The sequence below is a fragment of the Pseudalkalibacillus decolorationis genome (assembly GCF_024609785.1).
In the GTDB taxonomy this organism is placed as follows: Bacteria; Bacillota; Bacilli; order Bacillales; family Fictibacillaceae; genus Pseudalkalibacillus; species Pseudalkalibacillus decolorationis.
In genome coordinates, this window is sequence record NZ_JANHJQ010000005.1 from 168,705 (window position 1) to 185,021 (window position 16,317).

Below are 16,317 nucleotides of genomic sequence, written 5' to 3' on the forward strand. Positions count from 1 at the left end.
GTCTCCTTTCGTAATGGTTCCGATTTCTCTGACCTTTACTATTATATCGTAGCCATTACGATTTTCAATGATTTTGTTTAGACAATTATTTCATCTGTTTTTTTCGCAAAAAAAAATGGGATGACTCATGAATCGAGTCATCCCTGTTTGTTGCTTTTAATATACAGATGTATTTTCTTTCGATGTGTTTTCGAGAATTTCCTTTACACGAGTAAGGAAACGTCCACAAACTAATCCATCGAGTACACGGTGATCAAGTGACATACACAAATTAACAATGTCTCTTACCGCAATCATACCGTTATCCATTACTACAGGACGCTTTACAATCGATTCTACAGATAGAATCGCTGCCTGAGGATAGTTGATGATCGGTGTTGATTGGATTGAACCGAATGAACCTGTATTGTTCACTGTAAAGGTTCCGCCCTTCATATCATCACCAGAAAGTTTACCATTTCTTACTTTACCAGCAAGATCTTTAATATCCTTAGCGATGCCCTTAAGACTCTTTTCATCTGCATTTTTGATTACAGGAACAAAAAGGGAATCCTCTGTTGCAACTGCAATTGAAATGTTAATATCCTTCTTCTGAACAATTTTGTCCCCAGCCCACATTGAATTGATCATTGGATATTCCTTAAGAGCTTCCACAGTCGCTTTAATAAAGAATGGAAGGAACGTCATGCTGTATCCTTCTTTTTGCTTAAATTCACCTTTAATACTGTTTCTGTATTCAACAAGGTTGGTTACGTCCACTTCCATCATCATCCATGCATGCGGCGCTTCATGCTTGCTGCGAACCATGTTTTCGGCAATTGCCTTACGTACGCCGCTTACAGGAATTTCAACATCACCAGGTTCAACTGGGATATTCGCAGGTTTAGATGCAGGCTTTGATGACATAGCAGCTGCCGGCTTTTCCTCCGGTGCTTCGGTTTGCTCAGGTGTTGACGTTTCCTTAGGCTTGTCTCCTGCTTTAGGAATATCACCTGAGTCAATAAGCTTCTGAAGGTCTTTACGAGTTATACGTCCTTCACGACCAGTACCTTCAACTTGCTCTAGATCAATTTCGTTCTCTTGTGCAAGACGAAGAACCGCTGGAGAATAACGCGCTTTACCATTTTTAGGTTGCGTTGGAGCTTGCTTTTTCGGTGCAGTATCTGATTTTTCTTCAGCCTTAGGCTCCTCAACTGGATCCTCTTTTGCTGGTTCTTCCTTTTCCTCAGATGTTTCTCCACCTTCTGTTTCAATATAACAAACGAGTTCACCAACTTCGATTGTATCTCCTTCATCAGCGACTAACTCCTTAATCGTACCAGTGAATGAAGATGGGACCTCTGCATTTACTTTATCTGTCATAACTTCCGCAATTGGATCGTATTTCTTTACATCGTCACCAACTTGGACGAGCCACTTACTAATTGTTCCCTCTGTTACACTCTCACCAAGCTGAGGCATCGTTATTTTTTCTTTTGCCATTGATTTTCCCTCCTCGCAGATTAAAATTCCGCTAAATCACGCATTGCCTTTTCAACTTTATCCGGGTTGATCATGAAGTATTTTTCCATTGTAGGTGCATATGGCATTGCTGGTACGTCTGGTCCAGCTAGACGTTTAATAGGTGCATCTAAATCAAAGAGACAATGTTCACCGATAATAGCGGCTACATCACTCATGATGCTTCCTTCTTTATTATCTTCAGTGACCAATAGTACTTTGCCTGTTTTTGATGCTGCTTCAACAATCGCTTCTTTATCAAGTGGATACACTGTACGTAAATCTAACACATGTGCGGAAATACCATCTTTTTCAAGCTTTTCAGCAGCTTGAAGAGCAAAGTGCACAGCCAATCCATACGTGATAACAGTGATGTCTTCACCTTTACGCTTTACATCTGCCTTTCCAATCGGCAGAGTATAATCATCTTCAGGAACTTCTCCTTTAATTAGGCGATATGCACGCTTATGCTCGAAAAATAGAACCGGATCCTCATCACGAATCGCAGCTTTCAAAAGCCCTTTTACGTCATAAGGTGTTGATGGCATAACGATTTTAAGACCAGGAGTTCCTGCAAATAACCCTTCGACAGATTGAGAGTGGTAAAGCGCTCCGTGTACACCACCGCCATAAGGTGCCCGAATCGTAATAGGGCAGTTCCAATCATTATTCGAACGGTAACGGATTTTTGCTGCTTCTGAAACGATTTGGTTAACTGCAGGCATGATAAAGTCCGCAAACTGCATCTCTGCTACAGGTCTCATGCCGTACATTGCCGCTCCGATTCCTACTCCTGCAATAGCTGATTCTGCAAGTGGAGTGTCAATTACCCGTTCCTCACCAAATTGAGCATGAAGCCCATCTGTAGCACGGAATACACCGCCGCGTACCCCTACATCCTCACCAAGGACAAAAACTTTATCGTCACGTTCCATTTCTTCACGTAAAGCTTGAGTTACAGCATCAATATAAGAAATTACTGGCATATTGTCTTCCCCCTATTCCGCATACACATATTTGAGTGCACTTTCCGCATCTGCATACGGTGCCTCTTCTGCGTAATCCGTTGCTTCATCAACTTCTTTTTCGATGCGGGCGTTAAGCTCATTTTCTTTTTCTTCAGTTAATATACCGACTTCTTGCAAGTATTTTTTGAAAGTATGGATCGAATCCTTTTGCTTCGCCTCTTCCACCTCTTCACGTTCACGGTATGCACGGTCATCATCATCACTTGAATGTGGAGTCAATCGGTAAGAAACCGTTTCAACTAAAGTAGGGCCTTCGCCGCGGCGTCCGCGATCAGCTGCCGCTTTAACCGCTTCATAAACGGCAAGTGGGTCATTACCATCAACAGTAACTCCCGGCATTCCATATCCTTGCGCACGATCTGAAACGTTTTCGCAAGCAAGCTGTTTCGAAATTGGAACAGAAATCGCATATTTATTGTTTTCACACATAAAGATTACCGGTAACTTATGTACCCCAGCAAAGTTAGCTGATTCGTGGAAATCTCCCTGGTTGGAAGAACCTTCTCCAAACGTCGTTAACGTAACCAAGTCTTTGCCTTCCATTTTTCCAGCAAGTGAAATACCAACTGCATGTCCAACTTGAGTAGTTACAGGGGATGAACCGGTTACAATGTGATTCTCTTTTTGACCAAAATGACCAGGCATTTGACGTCCACCTGAATTTGGATCTTCAGCTTTAGCAAACCCTGAGAGCATAAGGTCACGTGGGGTCATTCCAAACCAAAGCACGACTCCCATATCACGGTAGTATGGCAATACATAGTCTTTTTCCTTATCCAGTGCCATTGCTGCACCGACTTGGGCAGCCTCCTGACCTTGACAAGAGATTACAAATGGAATTTTTCCTGCACGGTTCAAAAGCCACATTCTTTCATCAATTTTTCTAGCCATTAACATTGTTTCGTACATTTTTAACACTTGCTCATCATTTAACCCTAACTTTTCATGACGATTTTCAGCCATCACATTACCCTCCTTTTTTAAATACATGTTCAAAAAGTAGACGAATCAGAAACAAGAAGTTCGAGGCGCGACAGTTTTGAGGACCGGAACGTATGAGAGTAATACGTGAGGACCGGAAAAACCGAGCAACGAAGAAATTCACCGTTTATCATTTGGATACTTTTTGAACTTCAAATTTTAATTGTGGATTGCTTTACCATCTACAGCCAATGCAGCTTCGCCCATTACCTCAGATAAAGATGGGTGTGGGTGGATCGTGTGAGCGACTTCCCAAGGGGTCGCGTCCAACACTTTCGCTAGTCCTGCTTCTGAAATCATATCAGTAACATGCGGACCGATCATATGGACTCCCAAGATATCATTGGTTTCCTTGTCTGAAACAATCTTGACAAAACCATCTGATTGACCATAAACAAGCGCCTTCCCGATCCCTTTAAATGCAAATTTACCAATTTTAACTTCATAGCCTTTTTCTTTCGCTTCATCCTCTGTTATACCTACACTTGCCATTTCAGGGTTTGAATAAATACACTTTGAAATTGCCGTGTAATCGATTGGCTGTGGATTTTGATCTGTCATGTGCTCCACTGCTAGGATCCCTTCGTGAGAAGCAACATGTGCCAATTGCAAACCACCGATAACATCACCGATTGCATAAATGTGATTATCCTTTGTTTGGTAAAATTCGTTCGTTTGAATCGCGCCTTTTTCTACTTGAATTTCGGTGTTTTGTAATCCGATATCTTCGACGTTTGGCTGACGACCAACTGATACAAGAAGTTTATCTGCAGAAAAGGACTTTTCTTCTCCCTTATGTTCCGCTTTAATCGTCACACCTTCACCTTTTTCTATGGTATCTGGTAAAACTTTTGCACCGGTAACAATTTTCACGCCTTTTTTCTTAAGAATACGGGTTGCTTCTTTGGAAACTTCCTTATCTTCAGTCGGTACGATGCGGTCAGCATATTCGAGTACAGTAACTTCTACACCAAAATCAATGAACATTGATGCCCATTCGATACCGATGACTCCGCCACCGACAATTGTGATTGAGGAAGGTAATTCTTGTAGCTGTAAAGCCTCATCAGAAGTAATAACTAAATCACCATCAATATCAAGACCAGGTAAGCTTCGGGGACGTGATCCAGTCGATACCAACAGATTTTTAGGAACTAAAATGACATTTTCGTCGCCGTTATTAAACTCAACGGAAACTGCCCCTGGCATTGGTGAGAAGATTGATGGGCCCAAAATACGTCCATGCCCCTCAAATACATCAACCTTTCCCTTTTTCATGAGATGCTGAACACCTTTATGCAACTGGTCAACAATAGACTGTTTTCGTTCTTGTACACGTTCAAAGTTTAACGCAACATCCTTTGCGATTACTCCGAACTCTTCTCCTTTTCTTGCAGTCGCATAAACTTCTGCACTTCGGAGTAAAGCTTTACTCGGAATACATCCTTTATGTAGACATGTTCCTCCGAGTTTTCCTTTTTCTACGATCGCAACAGTTAATCCGAGCTGGGAAGCGCGAATTGCAGCTACATATCCACCTGTTCCTCCACCGAGGATGACGAGATCATAATTCTCAGCCATGATTCTATCCCCTTTCGTTTATACAGTCTCTTTAATCGCTTCATTCGGGTATATTTTCGATTCCTCTTCACCACGAAGAACACGTAAACCACCTTCAGCAAGAGCCTGAAGTTCGTTCTCACCTGGTTGGACAATGACATCACTAATCCATTCAATTCGCTTGGTAATTTCGTTTACAAAGTCTTTACCATACGCGAGTCCCCCAGTTAATACAATCCCATCAACTTGACCATGTAATACAGCACTAGCTGAACCAATTTCTTTTGCAACTTGATAAGCCATTGCATCATACACGAGTTTTGCCTCGTGATCTCCCTCTTCTATACGTCTTTCAACCTCAACCGCATCGTTCGTTCCAAGGTATCCGACGAAGCCTGCTTGTCCTACAAGTTTTTTCATGATTTCTTCGGCATAATATTCTCCTGAAAAGCACATTGAAACGAGGTCGCCAACAGGTACTGTTCCAGCTCTTTCTGGTGAAAAAGGCCCTTCTCCATGGAGACCATTGTTTACATCGATGACCCTGCCTTCTTGGTGTACGCCAACTGTAATTCCACCGCCCATATGCGTTACAATTAGACGCAAATCTTCATAGGAGCGACCAAGCTGTTTAGCGACTCTACGTGCTACGGCTTTTTGGTTCAACGCATGAAAAATACTTCTACGTTCAATTTCCGGAACGCCGGATACTCTCGCAATTGGCGCCATTTCATCGACAACTACGGGGTCCACAATAAATGACGGGATGTTAAGTCCCTCGGCAATTTCATAGGCAATGATTCCACCGAGATTTGAGGCATGTTCACCTGAAAATCCATTACGAAGGTCTTCTAGCATTTGATCATTGACATTGTAAGTGCCACCTTCAATCGGTCGTAATAATCCACCTCTGCCGACAACCGCACTTAATTTTGAAACATTAATACCTTCATGGTCTAGTGTCTCCAAAATAACATTTTTACGAAATTCATATTGATCGATGATATGTTCAAATGAACGAATTTCTTCCGAATTATGTCTGATTGTTTTTTCAAACACAGAGCGTTCATCGTCAAATATACCGATTTTCGTAGATGTTGAACCTGGATTTATTACGAGTAAGCGATATTCTCTTTGTTGCAAAACGGAACCCTCCATTGATAATGGCCATTTGAAAGAGGAGACTCAAGGCAATGATCTTGACTCATCCCCTTTACAGGCACTGTTCTAATATTGTTATTTCCTTTTAACGATTTGAAAGAATATGACGTTCGTTTAACAAGAATTGACTTCTTGAATTCTTCACACGTTCAATTCGTTCCTCAGCAAGTCGGTCTGCTGCCATATAAGTAGGGATATTGTCGCGACTAGAAATCTCAAACACGCGAGCAATGTTGTCATAAATCAATTCTACCTTCTTCATAGCACGCTCACGATTGTAACCATGTAGTTCATCTGCTACGTTGATTACTCCACCTGCATTGATCACGTAGTCAGGTGCATAGGCAATACCCATTTCATGAATTTGATCACCATGGGTCGTCTCTTTAAGCTGGTTGTTTGCTGCACCAGCAATTACCTTTGCTTTTAATTGTGGAATCGTTTCATCATTTATTGTCGCACCCAAAGCACATGGAGCATAAATGTCGCAGTCGACAGAATAAATATCATTAGTATCTACTGCTTTTGCACCGAAATCTTCAACCGCACGCTGAACAGCTTCCTTGTTAATATCTGTTACAATTAACTGCGCTCCTTCTTCATGAAGGTGCTTACACAGGTTATAAGCCACGTTACCTACACCTTGCACAGCGATCACTTTACCTTCTAATGAGTCTGTTCCAAATGCAGCTTTAGCAGCAGCTTTCATTCCACGGTATACTCCGTAAGCCGTAACTGGTGAAGGGTTACCAGAAGATCCAAATGCTGGTGAAACGCCTGTAACGAATTCCGTTTCTTGACGAATCAAGTCCATATCCGCAACCGTAGTTCCAACATCTTCAGCAGTAATATAACGACCATTCAAACCGTGGATGTAACGACCGAATGCACGGAACATCTCTTCGTTCTTGTCTTTACGTGGATCTCCAATAATAACTGTCTTACCTCCGCCAAGGTTCAATCCAGCAGCAGCGTTTTTATAAGTCATCCCTTTCGCTAGACGAAGGGCATCTTCAATAGCTGCATCCTCAGTTTCGTATGTCCACATTCTAGTTCCACCGAGTGCAGGTCCAAGGGTAGTATCGTGGATACAAATAATTGCTTTTAACCCGGATTGCTTGTCTTGACAAACTACCATTTGCTCATAATCATACGTTTCCATATACTTGAATATCTCCATTTTTTTCATCCTCCTTAGAATATAAACCTTTACCTTTATCTAAAAATGTGCTAAATCTCATCATTAAATAATGGTACTAGCACGTCCAATGGTTACTCTTAAACGTTCTCGTTATGCTGAACTCACAGCAAGTGCAATAGAATAGAGTTTACTCTCTGCTGAATCAGCACGTGACGTAAGTACAATCGGTGCTTTTGCACCAGCAATCACTGCACCAACTCTAGCGCGTGCGAAATAGATTAAGGACTTATATAGTGCATTACCTGTTTCAATGTTTGGCACAAGCAAAATATCAGCTACGCCTGCTACTTCTCCCTTAATTCCTTTATGCGCAGCAGCTTCTATAGACACAGCATTATCAAGGGCAAGTGGACCATCAACGACACAACCTTTGATTTGTCCGCGACGATTCATCTGCGTAAGTGCTGCAGCATCGAGTGTAGCTTCCATTGCAGGGTTTACCACCTCAACAGCTGCAATTGGGGCAACTTTCGGTTCTTTAATACCGATACTAGCTGCAATATTGACCGCATTTAGAATAATATCCGCTTTTTGCTGAAGATCGGGTGCGATATTCATTGCAGCATCTGTAATGAACACAAAACGATCATAGCCAGAAATTTCAAATGCGGCTACATGCGATAGTACTTTGCCTTTTCGTAATCCGTATTCTTTGTTCAACACTTCTTTTAGAATACGGGCAGTGGGTACCATCCCTTTCATTAATACATCAGCATGTCCGCTACTAACTGATTGGACAGCTTTCTTAGCTGCATCTTCTGGAGATGTGCATGGGATGATCTCTAGCTTGTCAGAAGTTTTCAAGTTCAACTCCTGAAGCATTGCTGCGGTTTTGCTTTCGTCTCCAAACAACTGAAAAGAAGCAATGTCTTGTTCCAAAGCCATTTTTACTGCTTCGACCACTTCATGATCCTCAGCTGCTGCGACTGCAACCACCTTATTCGTTCTCTGGGTTGCTTCTTGGATGAGTTTTTCTAATAACATGATCTGACGTCAACCCTTTCTAATCTAAAGGTTCCTTCACAACTAATAAGTTAGTGCAAGTTTCATGCCAACATTAAATTGTTCCTATACGCTGGTTCCTGAGCAAAGTCCTATGCAAATTATTGCACGCCACGCAAAATTTTGCGTGCTGTTTTATTCAAAATTATATTTATCGAGTTTATAATATAAATTCCTTAAGGAAATACCCAATATTTTTGCTGTTTTCGTTTTGTTATGATTACAATGGGTCAACGTTGTTCGAATCACTTCTTTTTCAAATTCATCCATTTGTTTCTGTAGTGTGTGTTCGGGTACCGATTGTTCCCTTGGTTTGCTTGGTTTTGATACACCCGTCCCTAATGGGGGAATCGCCTCAACATTGATCCAGGATTCGTGAAAGGATAAGTGAATAATTGCACGCCCAAGAATATTCTCAAGCTCACGCACATTCCCCGGCCAGTCGTATTCTTTAAGGAACCGTATTGCTGGTTCGGTTATCCCTTCAATGTTTCGACCATAATCTTGATTCAGTTTTTGAATCAGATGCTCACATAATAAAGACAAGTCCTCTTTTCGTTCACGTAAAGGAGGAATGAAAATAGGAAGACGATTTATCCGATAATATAAATCTTCCCGAAAAGAACCATCAATTATTCTTTTTTCGAGGTTAACATTTGTGGCAGCAATCACTCTGACATTAATCGGGACTGATTTTGTGCCTCCAACTCGGATAATTTCATTTTCTTGGAGTACTCGGAGTAGTTTTGCCTGAGTATCCCCTGAAAGCTCACCAATCTCATCAAGAAATATACTGCCTCCGTTCCCTTCTTCAAACAGGCCCCTCTTGCCGCCTTTTTTTGCACCTGAGAAAGCTCCTTCTTCATACCCAAAAAGTTCACTTTCAAGTAAAGATTCGGAAATGGCGGCACAGTTAACACGAACGAATTTGTTATATTTACGATTACTGCCGTTATGGATAGCGTGTGCGAACAATTCTTTGCCCGTTCCAGACTCTCCCCTTAGTAATACTGTTGCTGGAGTTGACGCACCGAGCTTTGCTTGTTCGACAGCGAAGTTCATTTCACTTGATTGGCCAATAATATCCGTGAACGAATACTTGGCTTCTAACGTGCGAATGATTTGTCTTGCTCTGTGTAATTCATCTGTTAAGGATTGAATTTCAGACATGTCGTGAATAACCCCGACACTTCCTTTTATTTTCCCATCTACAATTACGGGTGCGACATTGACGATCACATCTCTGCGATTTGGTCCAACCTTTTGTCTTACCCCACGGACAGGTTTACGAGTTCGTAACACCCTCATGTGCATGCTCTCACCCTCAGATATGTCCGTTGTAGCGGGTTTCCCATAAATGTCTCCAGCCTTCATTCCCGTCAAGCGTGTATAAGCAGGGTTAATCATTAGGCCTTTTCCTTCTTCATCAACCACTGTAATGGCTTCATCAGAAGACTGAATAATCGCCTCAAGCATCGTTTGTACACTTTTTAAACTTGTGACTTCTTCAGCCATTTCAACGACCTCTGTAATATCTTTAAATACAGCAAAAGCACCGACAATATTTCCTGTATCGTCAATCATCGGAATTCTAGTTGTTATTATTTTTCTACCATTATCAAGCACTTGCTCCCTATTCACTTCGGTCACACCACTATCTAAGATTCTAGGCAGTTCACTATTAGGAATAAGTTCTGTAATTTCCCGACCGATTACATCTTTCATTTCAGAGCCAATCATGGATTGAGCACTTTTATTAAAAATAATCACTTGCCGGTTTTGGTCAATTGCAATCATTCCATCGTGAGTTAATCGAAGCACGAGGTCTTGTTTTCTTGATTGTGCGGATAGTTGGTCGATAAGACTTTCTTGTTCTTCCATTAGATCCGAGATTAATGTTGCTACAGTAGCAGGAATTATGACCCATCGACGATCTTTTACTTTCCTGAGTGAAGAAAAAATCTTTTCATTACCGGTCGTTTCAATCACCACATCAATGGGCTGATCACTGAACTCTTGCCACTTGTTATCTGTAGCGATTCCTCTCTTTTGCGCAAGCTGCATTGCAGGAGCATCTTCATTTGGGTCAATCACAGCAGCTAAGTGGAAGGAATCAGATTGATCAATAATATTGACAAGTGCAGCTCCAACTTTACCTGCACCAATAATAATCGTATTCTTCATATTTGCACACCCTAAATTTACCATGCAATTTTTTTCACACTCACTATTTTAAACCTACCTAGACTCTTTAGCAAACTTATGGACATTGCCATCTAAAATCGATACAATGAGTAGCGATAGAAAAGGATGGTTATCATGATACGAATAATAGCACTTCTTATCCTCGTGATCCCTGGGATTGCAGGTGTACTAGGAATTAAGTTAATGCGGGATGCACTGTTTGGAATCATACACCCGCCATTTCCGAATTTCATTGTCGAAATGATTGGCGGGTTACTGTTATTTATTTTAGGTTTTGCATTTATCGGTGGTTTTATTTTTCACCGTGATCGAAAACGAAATAAGGTACAAAAGCGATTTCGAAACAAATAAGGAGGTTTGACGTGGAACAATTCAGCGTTATCTTTTTTGAAGAGAACTTTCTGAAATTCGTTGAACAAAACAATGATGTTTTTTCTAAACAACAGGCCATGAATAATTACTATGTATCGATGGTGTCTACAATCATTAATGATAATATTAATAAGAATTCAGAGCTAGTGAAACGGATTCGGAACTTAGACACCGCATACCAGAACGTAAGATAATTTTTATCGCAACAAAAATGGGAGGACCCACTAACTGGTCTTCCCATTTTTCCTGTAGTAATTAAACTATAGTTATGACATTTTAGAATAACATAATTGAGTTATTATCGGTTACGTTATGCTAACATCCGCTTAACCTTTGATGTACCTACTTTCAGCCTGCTTTATGTTCAATCCTCAACTTATCAGCGACCATCGCGATGAATTCACTATTCGTTGGTTTGGCTTTAGACATACTAACCGTATATCCGAAAAGATTGGAAATTGAATCGATATTTCCGCGACTCCATGCTACTTCAATTGCATGACGTATTGCTCTCTCTACACGACTTGCTGTTGTATTAAATTTCTTTGCAATATCCGGATATAACACTTTTGTGATTGATCCAAGAAGTTCGATATCGTTGTATACCATCGTTATTGCCTCACGAAGATACATATAACCCTTAATATGAGCAGGTACTCCAATTTCGTGAATAATACTTGTAATGCTAGCATCTAAATTTCTTGGTTTGTATTCCTTAGTAAATGATCTTGATGAAGAAGATTTTTGAATGAAAGATTTTTTAGAGCCGCTAATTTGGCGAATTTGATTCGTAAGATTTTCCATATCAAATGGTTTCAGAATAAAATAAGATGCCCCTAGTTCTACAGCTTTCGAAGTAACATCCTCTTGTCCAAATGCGGTTAACATAATGACATTCGGCTTTGAACTTAAATTTAAATCATGCATATTTTCAAGGACTGCAAGACCGTCCAAATGCGGCATAATAATATCTAATACCAACACGTCTGGGGATTTTTCCTGTAACAGTTCTAAACAATCTTTTCCATTGTAAGCTACCCCAACAACTTCCATATCCTCTTGACTTTCTATATACTCCTCAAGAAGGTTCACCAATTCTCTGTTATCATCTGCTAGACACACTTTAATTCTTTGCAATTTTCTATTCCTCCTCATAACATTTTCATGTATGGTGATCTGCTTTTTTGATGCTACGATATGATTTCCACATATGCATCATATTTCCTCTATTTTTTTGTATTTTTTATAAAAAATATATTAATATCTGATTCATGCTCTTATTTTCTCTTTATTTCGACGTAATCCACAAGTTGACAAGTCGTATTTAAGTGTTATTTGTCGAATTTTCTTTAAATCTTAGTTTTTATTTTATCAAAACTATTTTCGATATTCAATTAACTCTTAAAAACGCACAAAAAAAGCGAGCCTTGTTTAGCTCGCTGCTTTTTCACCATTTCGATTTTCTTTATAAATATCTATACCGGCCTCATCTAACATCCATTCAATATGAACGCCATAGCCTGAGGTTGGATCATTTACGAACACGTGAGTTACGGCTCCAACTACTTTCCCATTTTGGATTATCGGACTTCCGCTCATTCCTTGAACGATTCCACCAGTAGCTTTTAGAAGCTCGGGATCGGTTATCTTTATTACTAACCCCTTTGTTGCAGGGAATTTTTGCGGTACTGAACTAACTATTTCGACATCATATTTCCGAACTTTTTCCCCTTTAACTACTGTTAAAATTTCAGCAGGACCTTCTTTTACCTGATGCGATAGCGCGATCGGCATCGGTTTATCTAAAATTCCATTCCGAAGATCCGTATTTAACTCCCCAAAAATTCCAAATTGTGTGTTCTCAGTTATTGAACCTAATATTTTCTCTCCATCACTAAAACGAGCTAATTTTTCTCCAGGATTCCCATTACTCCCTTTTTCGATAGAGGTAACTGTCGATTCAATAATTTGTCCATCGTTTACGACAATTGGTTTTTTCGTATCCATATCTGAAATGACATGTCCTAGTGCTCCATATTTTCCTGATTCAGGGTGGTAGAACGTCATAGTTCCAACCCCAGCCGCTGAATCTCTAATATATAAGCCAATACGATACGTATGATCAGACGCATCTTCTACAGGAGTTAGTTTCTTTTTTATCTTTTCTTTATCCCTTAAGATGGTTACCGTCATTGGATTATGTGAGCCGGCACTTTCTTTTACGATAGGGGCAACATCACTTAACTTTTGAATGGGTTTACCATTGATGGCTGTTATCATATCCCCTACATGAATCCCTGCTTTTTCACCTGGTGAGACTTCGCCTTTGGACGTATCCACTTGGTGATGACCTACAACAAGGACCCCGACTGTGTTCAATTTTACGCCAACCGTTTGGCCACCAGGAATTATTTTAAAATCTGGAAGAACTTTCACGTCGACTTTTTTGACAGGCATATTTGAGACTTTTAATGTAACCTCTGTATCTCCAGGTTTTTCTGTATGAAGAGAAAAAGATTGAGGTTTGTTCTCAGGTTTTGCAATCGAAACAATTGCTTCTTGCTGATCTGATGATTGAATAGTCGCCGAAGATGGCTCGTGGTCTATAGTTAATTCCTCTCCTTGGAAGACGGTTATATCAGTAGGAATACTGAGATAATCCTGAACCGGCTTTAGAAAGCCTAGGCTTATGAGGAAGCCAAGGAGAAGAATGCCAATCACTTTTCTATATGCAATTTTCTTCATTCATTCACTCTCCTCTCTCCTTACCCTGCACCTTTGTTGGCTGCATTTATAATGTAGCCTTTCGACGTTGTTTCTATAACTTTGTTCAGAAGAAAAAGCTATCCTATTTTGGATAGCTTTTCATGAGCTTACTTTAATCCCGTCTGCGAACTGAATCATTTCCTTTGCGTGTTGTTTGGTAAGATCTGTTATTTCGACCCCGGAAATCATTCGACCAACTTCTCTTACTTTTTCATCATAGGATAGTGGATTCACGCTCGTTAACGTACGATCACCTTTTATTTGTTTTTCAATATATAAGTGCTGATCTGCCATTGCTGCAACTTGGGGTAAATGTGTAATACAAAGTACTTGTGACCCTGCAGCAAGCCTTTGTATCTTTTCTGCGATCGCTTGTGCAACCCGACCACTCACCCCTGTATCCACTTCATCGAAGATAATCGAGGACACCTCCTGCTGATTAGAAAATATCGCTTTCATTGCAAGGATAATCCTTGACAACTCACCACCAGAAGCAATTTTAACAAGAGGTTTTAAAGGTTCCCCAGGATTTGTAGATATCAAAAATTCCACTTCATCGATTCCTTGTTTTGTAAAATGAACATATTTACCGTCAAACTCTGGGTCAATTCCTGGCTTTGCATTTGGAATTGAGAACGCAACCTCAAACGTCGTTTTCTCCATATAGAGATCTTTCAGTTCTCGTTGTATTGCTTTTTCTAACTTTGATGCGATATCCTTTCGCAATTGCGTTAAATTTTTGGCCTCAACATAAATATCCCAGCTTATTTCCTTCAATTCTTCATTTAGATTTTGTATTCGGCTATCTTTATTTGTAATGGTATCACGTTCTTCTTCTATTCGTGAGCTATACTCCAAAATTTCTTCAACTGATTGACCATATTTTCTTTTCAGCATATTGATTTCGTGAAGCCTTTCTTCGATTCTGTCAAGGCGATTTGGTTCAAACTCCAATGTATCAACAAAATCTCTAAGTTGGTGTGCAGAATCCTCCACTATGTAATAAGCATTTGTTACGGCTTCCTTTAAAGATTCTAAGGATGGATCGAGCTCTGCTACATCCTCTAAATGACTCATTGCTAATCCTAAATAATCAAGACCCCTTTGTTCACCATATAAGGACTGGTAGGAATCATTAGCAGATTGAAAAATGCGTTCAAAATTGTTTAAACGTTGTTTTTCCTCCTGTAGCTTTTCATCTTCATTCGGTTCCAAGTTGGCCTTTTCGATTTCATCCAATTGATATTGAATTAAATCCATTCTATGGGCAACTTCTTGTTCATTTTCAGTCAAGTGACGCAGTTGGTTTTGTATCGAAGTAAATCGTTCATATAATTGTTGATATTCTCGAATTGAGCGTTTCAGGTCTTTCGAGTTAAATTGATCGAGCATACGTAAATGTTTATCGTTTTGGAGGAGATACTGATGTTCGTGTTGACCATGTATATCAATCAAGGATTGACCAATCTCTCTAAGGATTGCGAGCGTTACAAGTTTACCGTTAACCCTGCAAATACTTTTACCCGACCCAGTTATATCCCTTTTCAAAACGATCATCTCATCGGAAATGTCAATCCCAAGCTGCTCACATTTATCGACAGAAGGATGGTCAGAAGAAATGTGAAATAACCCTTCCAGTTCTGAACGGCTAGTTCCATGTCTTACATATTCAGCTGAACCGCGTCCTCCAATCAAAAGTCCAACAGCATCAATGATTATGGATTTTCCTGCTCCTGTCTCTCCAGTTAAGACTGTAAGACCTTCATCAAATGGAACTGTTATTTCTTCTATAATTGCAAAATTACGTATTGAAAGCTCGGCAAGCATACGATCCCACCTTAACTAAATTTACAGCATATCCAAGAACCTTTGGGTAATCATCGGGCTGGCATCCGCTGATCGACAAATAATTAAAATCGTATCATCTCCGCAAATTGTACCCATAATCTCATCCCAATCGAGATTGTCAATTAGGGCACCTACAGCATTTGCATTACCAGGAAGCGTCTTCATCACAATCAAATGATCAGTTTGTCCAATATTAATAAAACTGTCTGTTAATGTACGCTTTAATTTTTGCAACGGATTAAATCGTTGATCTGCAGGTAAACTGTACTTATAACGTCCATCTTGCATAGGAACTTTTACAAGATGCAATTCTTTAATATCTCTAGAGACAGTTGCTTGTGTGACATTGAATCCTGCATTCTTTAGCCGATCTACTAACTCATCTTGAGTATCTATGTCAAAATTCGTAATAATTTCCCTGATTCTAATATGGCGTTGTCCTTTATTCATCATGTGTAACCTCCAGCCGTTTACTTCCGTTTCTTTGCTAGTTTAATGATAAACCAAGTCGTGTTGAAAGTACAATAATACTGTATAAAGATGTAGTTTTTTGTATAACGCAAGAAAAGCGGAAGCGACCCCGAACACCTGGGTGCTGAACCTAGACAGTGCATTCATGTAGAAAGAAAAGCGCAAGCGCCCTGCTTAGCCACGAAGGTCACTGGAAGACCGACGAGGAGGCTCGAACCAAAC

General features: G+C 40.2%; 14 protein-coding genes. 2 read left to right on the forward strand and 12 right to left on the reverse strand.

Annotated features, from left to right (window positions below; all coding sequences use genetic code 11):
• Positions 1-156: 156 nt before the first annotated feature.
• The 8 genes from NON16_RS06725 to NON16_RS06760 all read right to left on the reverse strand — a co-directional run bounded on the left by NON16_RS06725 (position 157) and on the right by NON16_RS06760 (position 10,617).
• Positions 157-1,482, reverse strand: coding sequence for a dihydrolipoamide acetyltransferase family protein (locus NON16_RS06725; protein ID WP_257347998.1), 1,326 nt, complete (start codon positions 1,480-1,482; stop codon positions 157-159).
• 20 nt (positions 1,483-1,502) lie between these two features.
• The gene (locus NON16_RS06730; protein WP_257347999.1) at positions 1,503-2,486 is read right to left on the reverse strand and encodes an alpha-ketoacid dehydrogenase subunit beta; all 984 of its coding nucleotides are present in this window, start codon (positions 2,484-2,486) and stop codon (positions 1,503-1,505) included.
• Positions 2,487-2,498: 12 nt separating this feature from the next.
• Positions 2,499-3,491, reverse strand: coding sequence for a thiamine pyrophosphate-dependent dehydrogenase E1 component subunit alpha (locus tag NON16_RS06735; RefSeq protein WP_257348001.1), 993 nt, complete (start codon positions 3,489-3,491; stop codon positions 2,499-2,501).
• A 177-nt stretch (positions 3,492-3,668) separates the two neighbouring features.
• Positions 3,669-5,090, reverse strand: coding sequence for a dihydrolipoyl dehydrogenase (gene lpdA, locus NON16_RS06740; RefSeq protein WP_257348003.1), 1,422 nt, complete (start codon positions 5,088-5,090; stop codon positions 3,669-3,671).
• Positions 5,091-5,108: 18 nt separating this feature from the next.
• Positions 5,109-6,227, reverse strand: coding sequence for a butyrate kinase (buk, locus tag NON16_RS06745; protein WP_372508756.1), 1,119 nt, complete (start codon positions 6,225-6,227; stop codon positions 5,109-5,111).
• Between the two features lie 88 nt (positions 6,228-6,315).
• Positions 6,316-7,410 (reverse strand): branched-chain amino acid dehydrogenase, encoded by a 1,095-nt coding sequence (gene bcd, locus NON16_RS06750; protein WP_257348005.1) that lies wholly within the window; start codon positions 7,408-7,410, stop codon positions 6,316-6,318.
• A gap of 111 nt (positions 7,411-7,521) precedes the next feature.
• Positions 7,522-8,415, reverse strand: a complete 894-nt coding sequence (yqiS, locus tag NON16_RS06755; protein ID WP_257348006.1) for a phosphate butyryltransferase — start codon at positions 8,413-8,415, stop codon at positions 7,522-7,524.
• A 153-nt stretch (positions 8,416-8,568) separates the two neighbouring features.
• On the reverse strand, positions 8,569-10,617 hold the full coding sequence (locus tag NON16_RS06760; protein ID WP_257348007.1) for a sigma 54-interacting transcriptional regulator: 2,049 nt from the start codon (positions 10,615-10,617) through the stop codon (positions 8,569-8,571).
• 135 nt (positions 10,618-10,752) lie between these two features.
• On the opposite strand from NON16_RS06760, the gene NON16_RS06765 reads away from it, so the two are divergent.
• Positions 10,753-10,989, forward strand: coding sequence for a DUF2627 domain-containing protein (locus NON16_RS06765; protein ID WP_257348008.1), 237 nt, complete (start codon positions 10,753-10,755; stop codon positions 10,987-10,989).
• Positions 10,990-11,000: 11 nt separating this feature from the next.
• On the forward strand, positions 11,001-11,204 hold the full coding sequence (yvfG, locus tag NON16_RS06770) for a protein YvfG (RefSeq protein WP_257348009.1): 204 nt from the start codon (positions 11,001-11,003) through the stop codon (positions 11,202-11,204).
• A gap of 154 nt (positions 11,205-11,358) precedes the next feature.
• On the opposite strand, the gene spo0A is transcribed toward yvfG, so the two are convergent.
• The 4 genes from spo0A to ahrC form a co-directional block, all read right to left on the reverse strand.
• Positions 11,359-12,147 carry a sporulation transcription factor Spo0A gene (gene spo0A / locus NON16_RS06775; RefSeq protein ID WP_257348010.1) on the reverse strand — a complete coding sequence of 263 codons (789 nt, stop codon included), beginning with the start codon at positions 12,145-12,147 and terminating at the stop codon, positions 11,359-11,361.
• Between the two features lie 294 nt (positions 12,148-12,441).
• Positions 12,442-13,755, reverse strand: a complete 1,314-nt coding sequence (gene spoIVB / locus NON16_RS06780; protein ID WP_257348011.1) for a SpoIVB peptidase — start codon at positions 13,753-13,755, stop codon at positions 12,442-12,444.
• Between the two features lie 120 nt (positions 13,756-13,875).
• Entirely contained in the window at positions 13,876-15,603 is a 1,728-nt protein-coding gene (gene recN / locus NON16_RS06785; protein WP_257348012.1) for a DNA repair protein RecN, read from the reverse strand.
• A gap of 21 nt (positions 15,604-15,624) precedes the next feature.
• A complete protein-coding gene (gene ahrC, locus NON16_RS06790; protein ID WP_257348070.1) occupies positions 15,625-16,074 on the reverse strand; it encodes a transcriptional regulator AhrC/ArgR in 450 nt (149 codons plus the stop codon).
• Positions 16,075-16,317: the final 243 nt, after the last annotated feature.

What these genes read in the sequence shown, in the direction of transcription:
- NON16_RS06725 (WP_257347998.1), bottom strand. Translation starts at nt 1,482, where the DNA reads ATGGCAAAAGAAAAAATAACGATGCCTCAGCTTGGTGAGAGTGTAACA.
- NON16_RS06730 (WP_257347999.1), bottom strand. Translation starts at nt 2,486, where the DNA reads ATGCCAGTAATTTCTTATATTGATGCTGTAACTCAAGCTTTACGTGAA.
- NON16_RS06735 (WP_257348001.1), bottom strand. Translation starts at nt 3,491, where the DNA reads ATGGCTGAAAATCGTCATGAAAAGTTAGGGTTAAATGATGAGCAAGTG.
- lpdA (WP_257348003.1), bottom strand. Translation starts at nt 5,090, where the DNA reads ATGGCTGAGAATTATGATCTCGTCATCCTCGGTGGAGGAACAGGTGGA.
- buk (WP_372508756.1), bottom strand. Translation starts at nt 6,227, where the DNA reads ATGGAGGGTTCCGTTTTGCAACAAAGAGAATATCGCTTACTCGTAATA.
- bcd (WP_257348005.1), bottom strand. Translation starts at nt 7,410, where the DNA reads ATGGAGATATTCAAGTATATGGAAACGTATGATTATGAGCAAATGGTA.
- yqiS (WP_257348006.1), bottom strand. Translation starts at nt 8,415, where the DNA reads ATGTTATTAGAAAAACTCATCCAAGAAGCAACCCAGAGAACGAATAAG.
- NON16_RS06760 (WP_257348007.1), bottom strand. Translation starts at nt 10,617, where the DNA reads ATGAAGAATACGATTATTATTGGTGCAGGTAAAGTTGGAGCTGCACTT.
- NON16_RS06765 (WP_257348008.1), top strand. Translation starts at nt 10,753, where the DNA reads ATGATACGAATAATAGCACTTCTTATCCTCGTGATCCCTGGGATTGCA.
- spoIVB (WP_257348011.1), bottom strand. Translation starts at nt 13,755, where the DNA reads ATGAAGAAAATTGCATATAGAAAAGTGATTGGCATTCTTCTCCTTGGC.
- recN (WP_257348012.1), bottom strand. Translation starts at nt 15,603, where the DNA reads ATGCTTGCCGAGCTTTCAATACGTAATTTTGCAATTATAGAAGAAATA.
- ahrC (WP_257348070.1), bottom strand. Translation starts at nt 16,074, where the DNA reads ATGAATAAAGGACAACGCCATATTAGAATCAGGGAAATTATTACGAAT.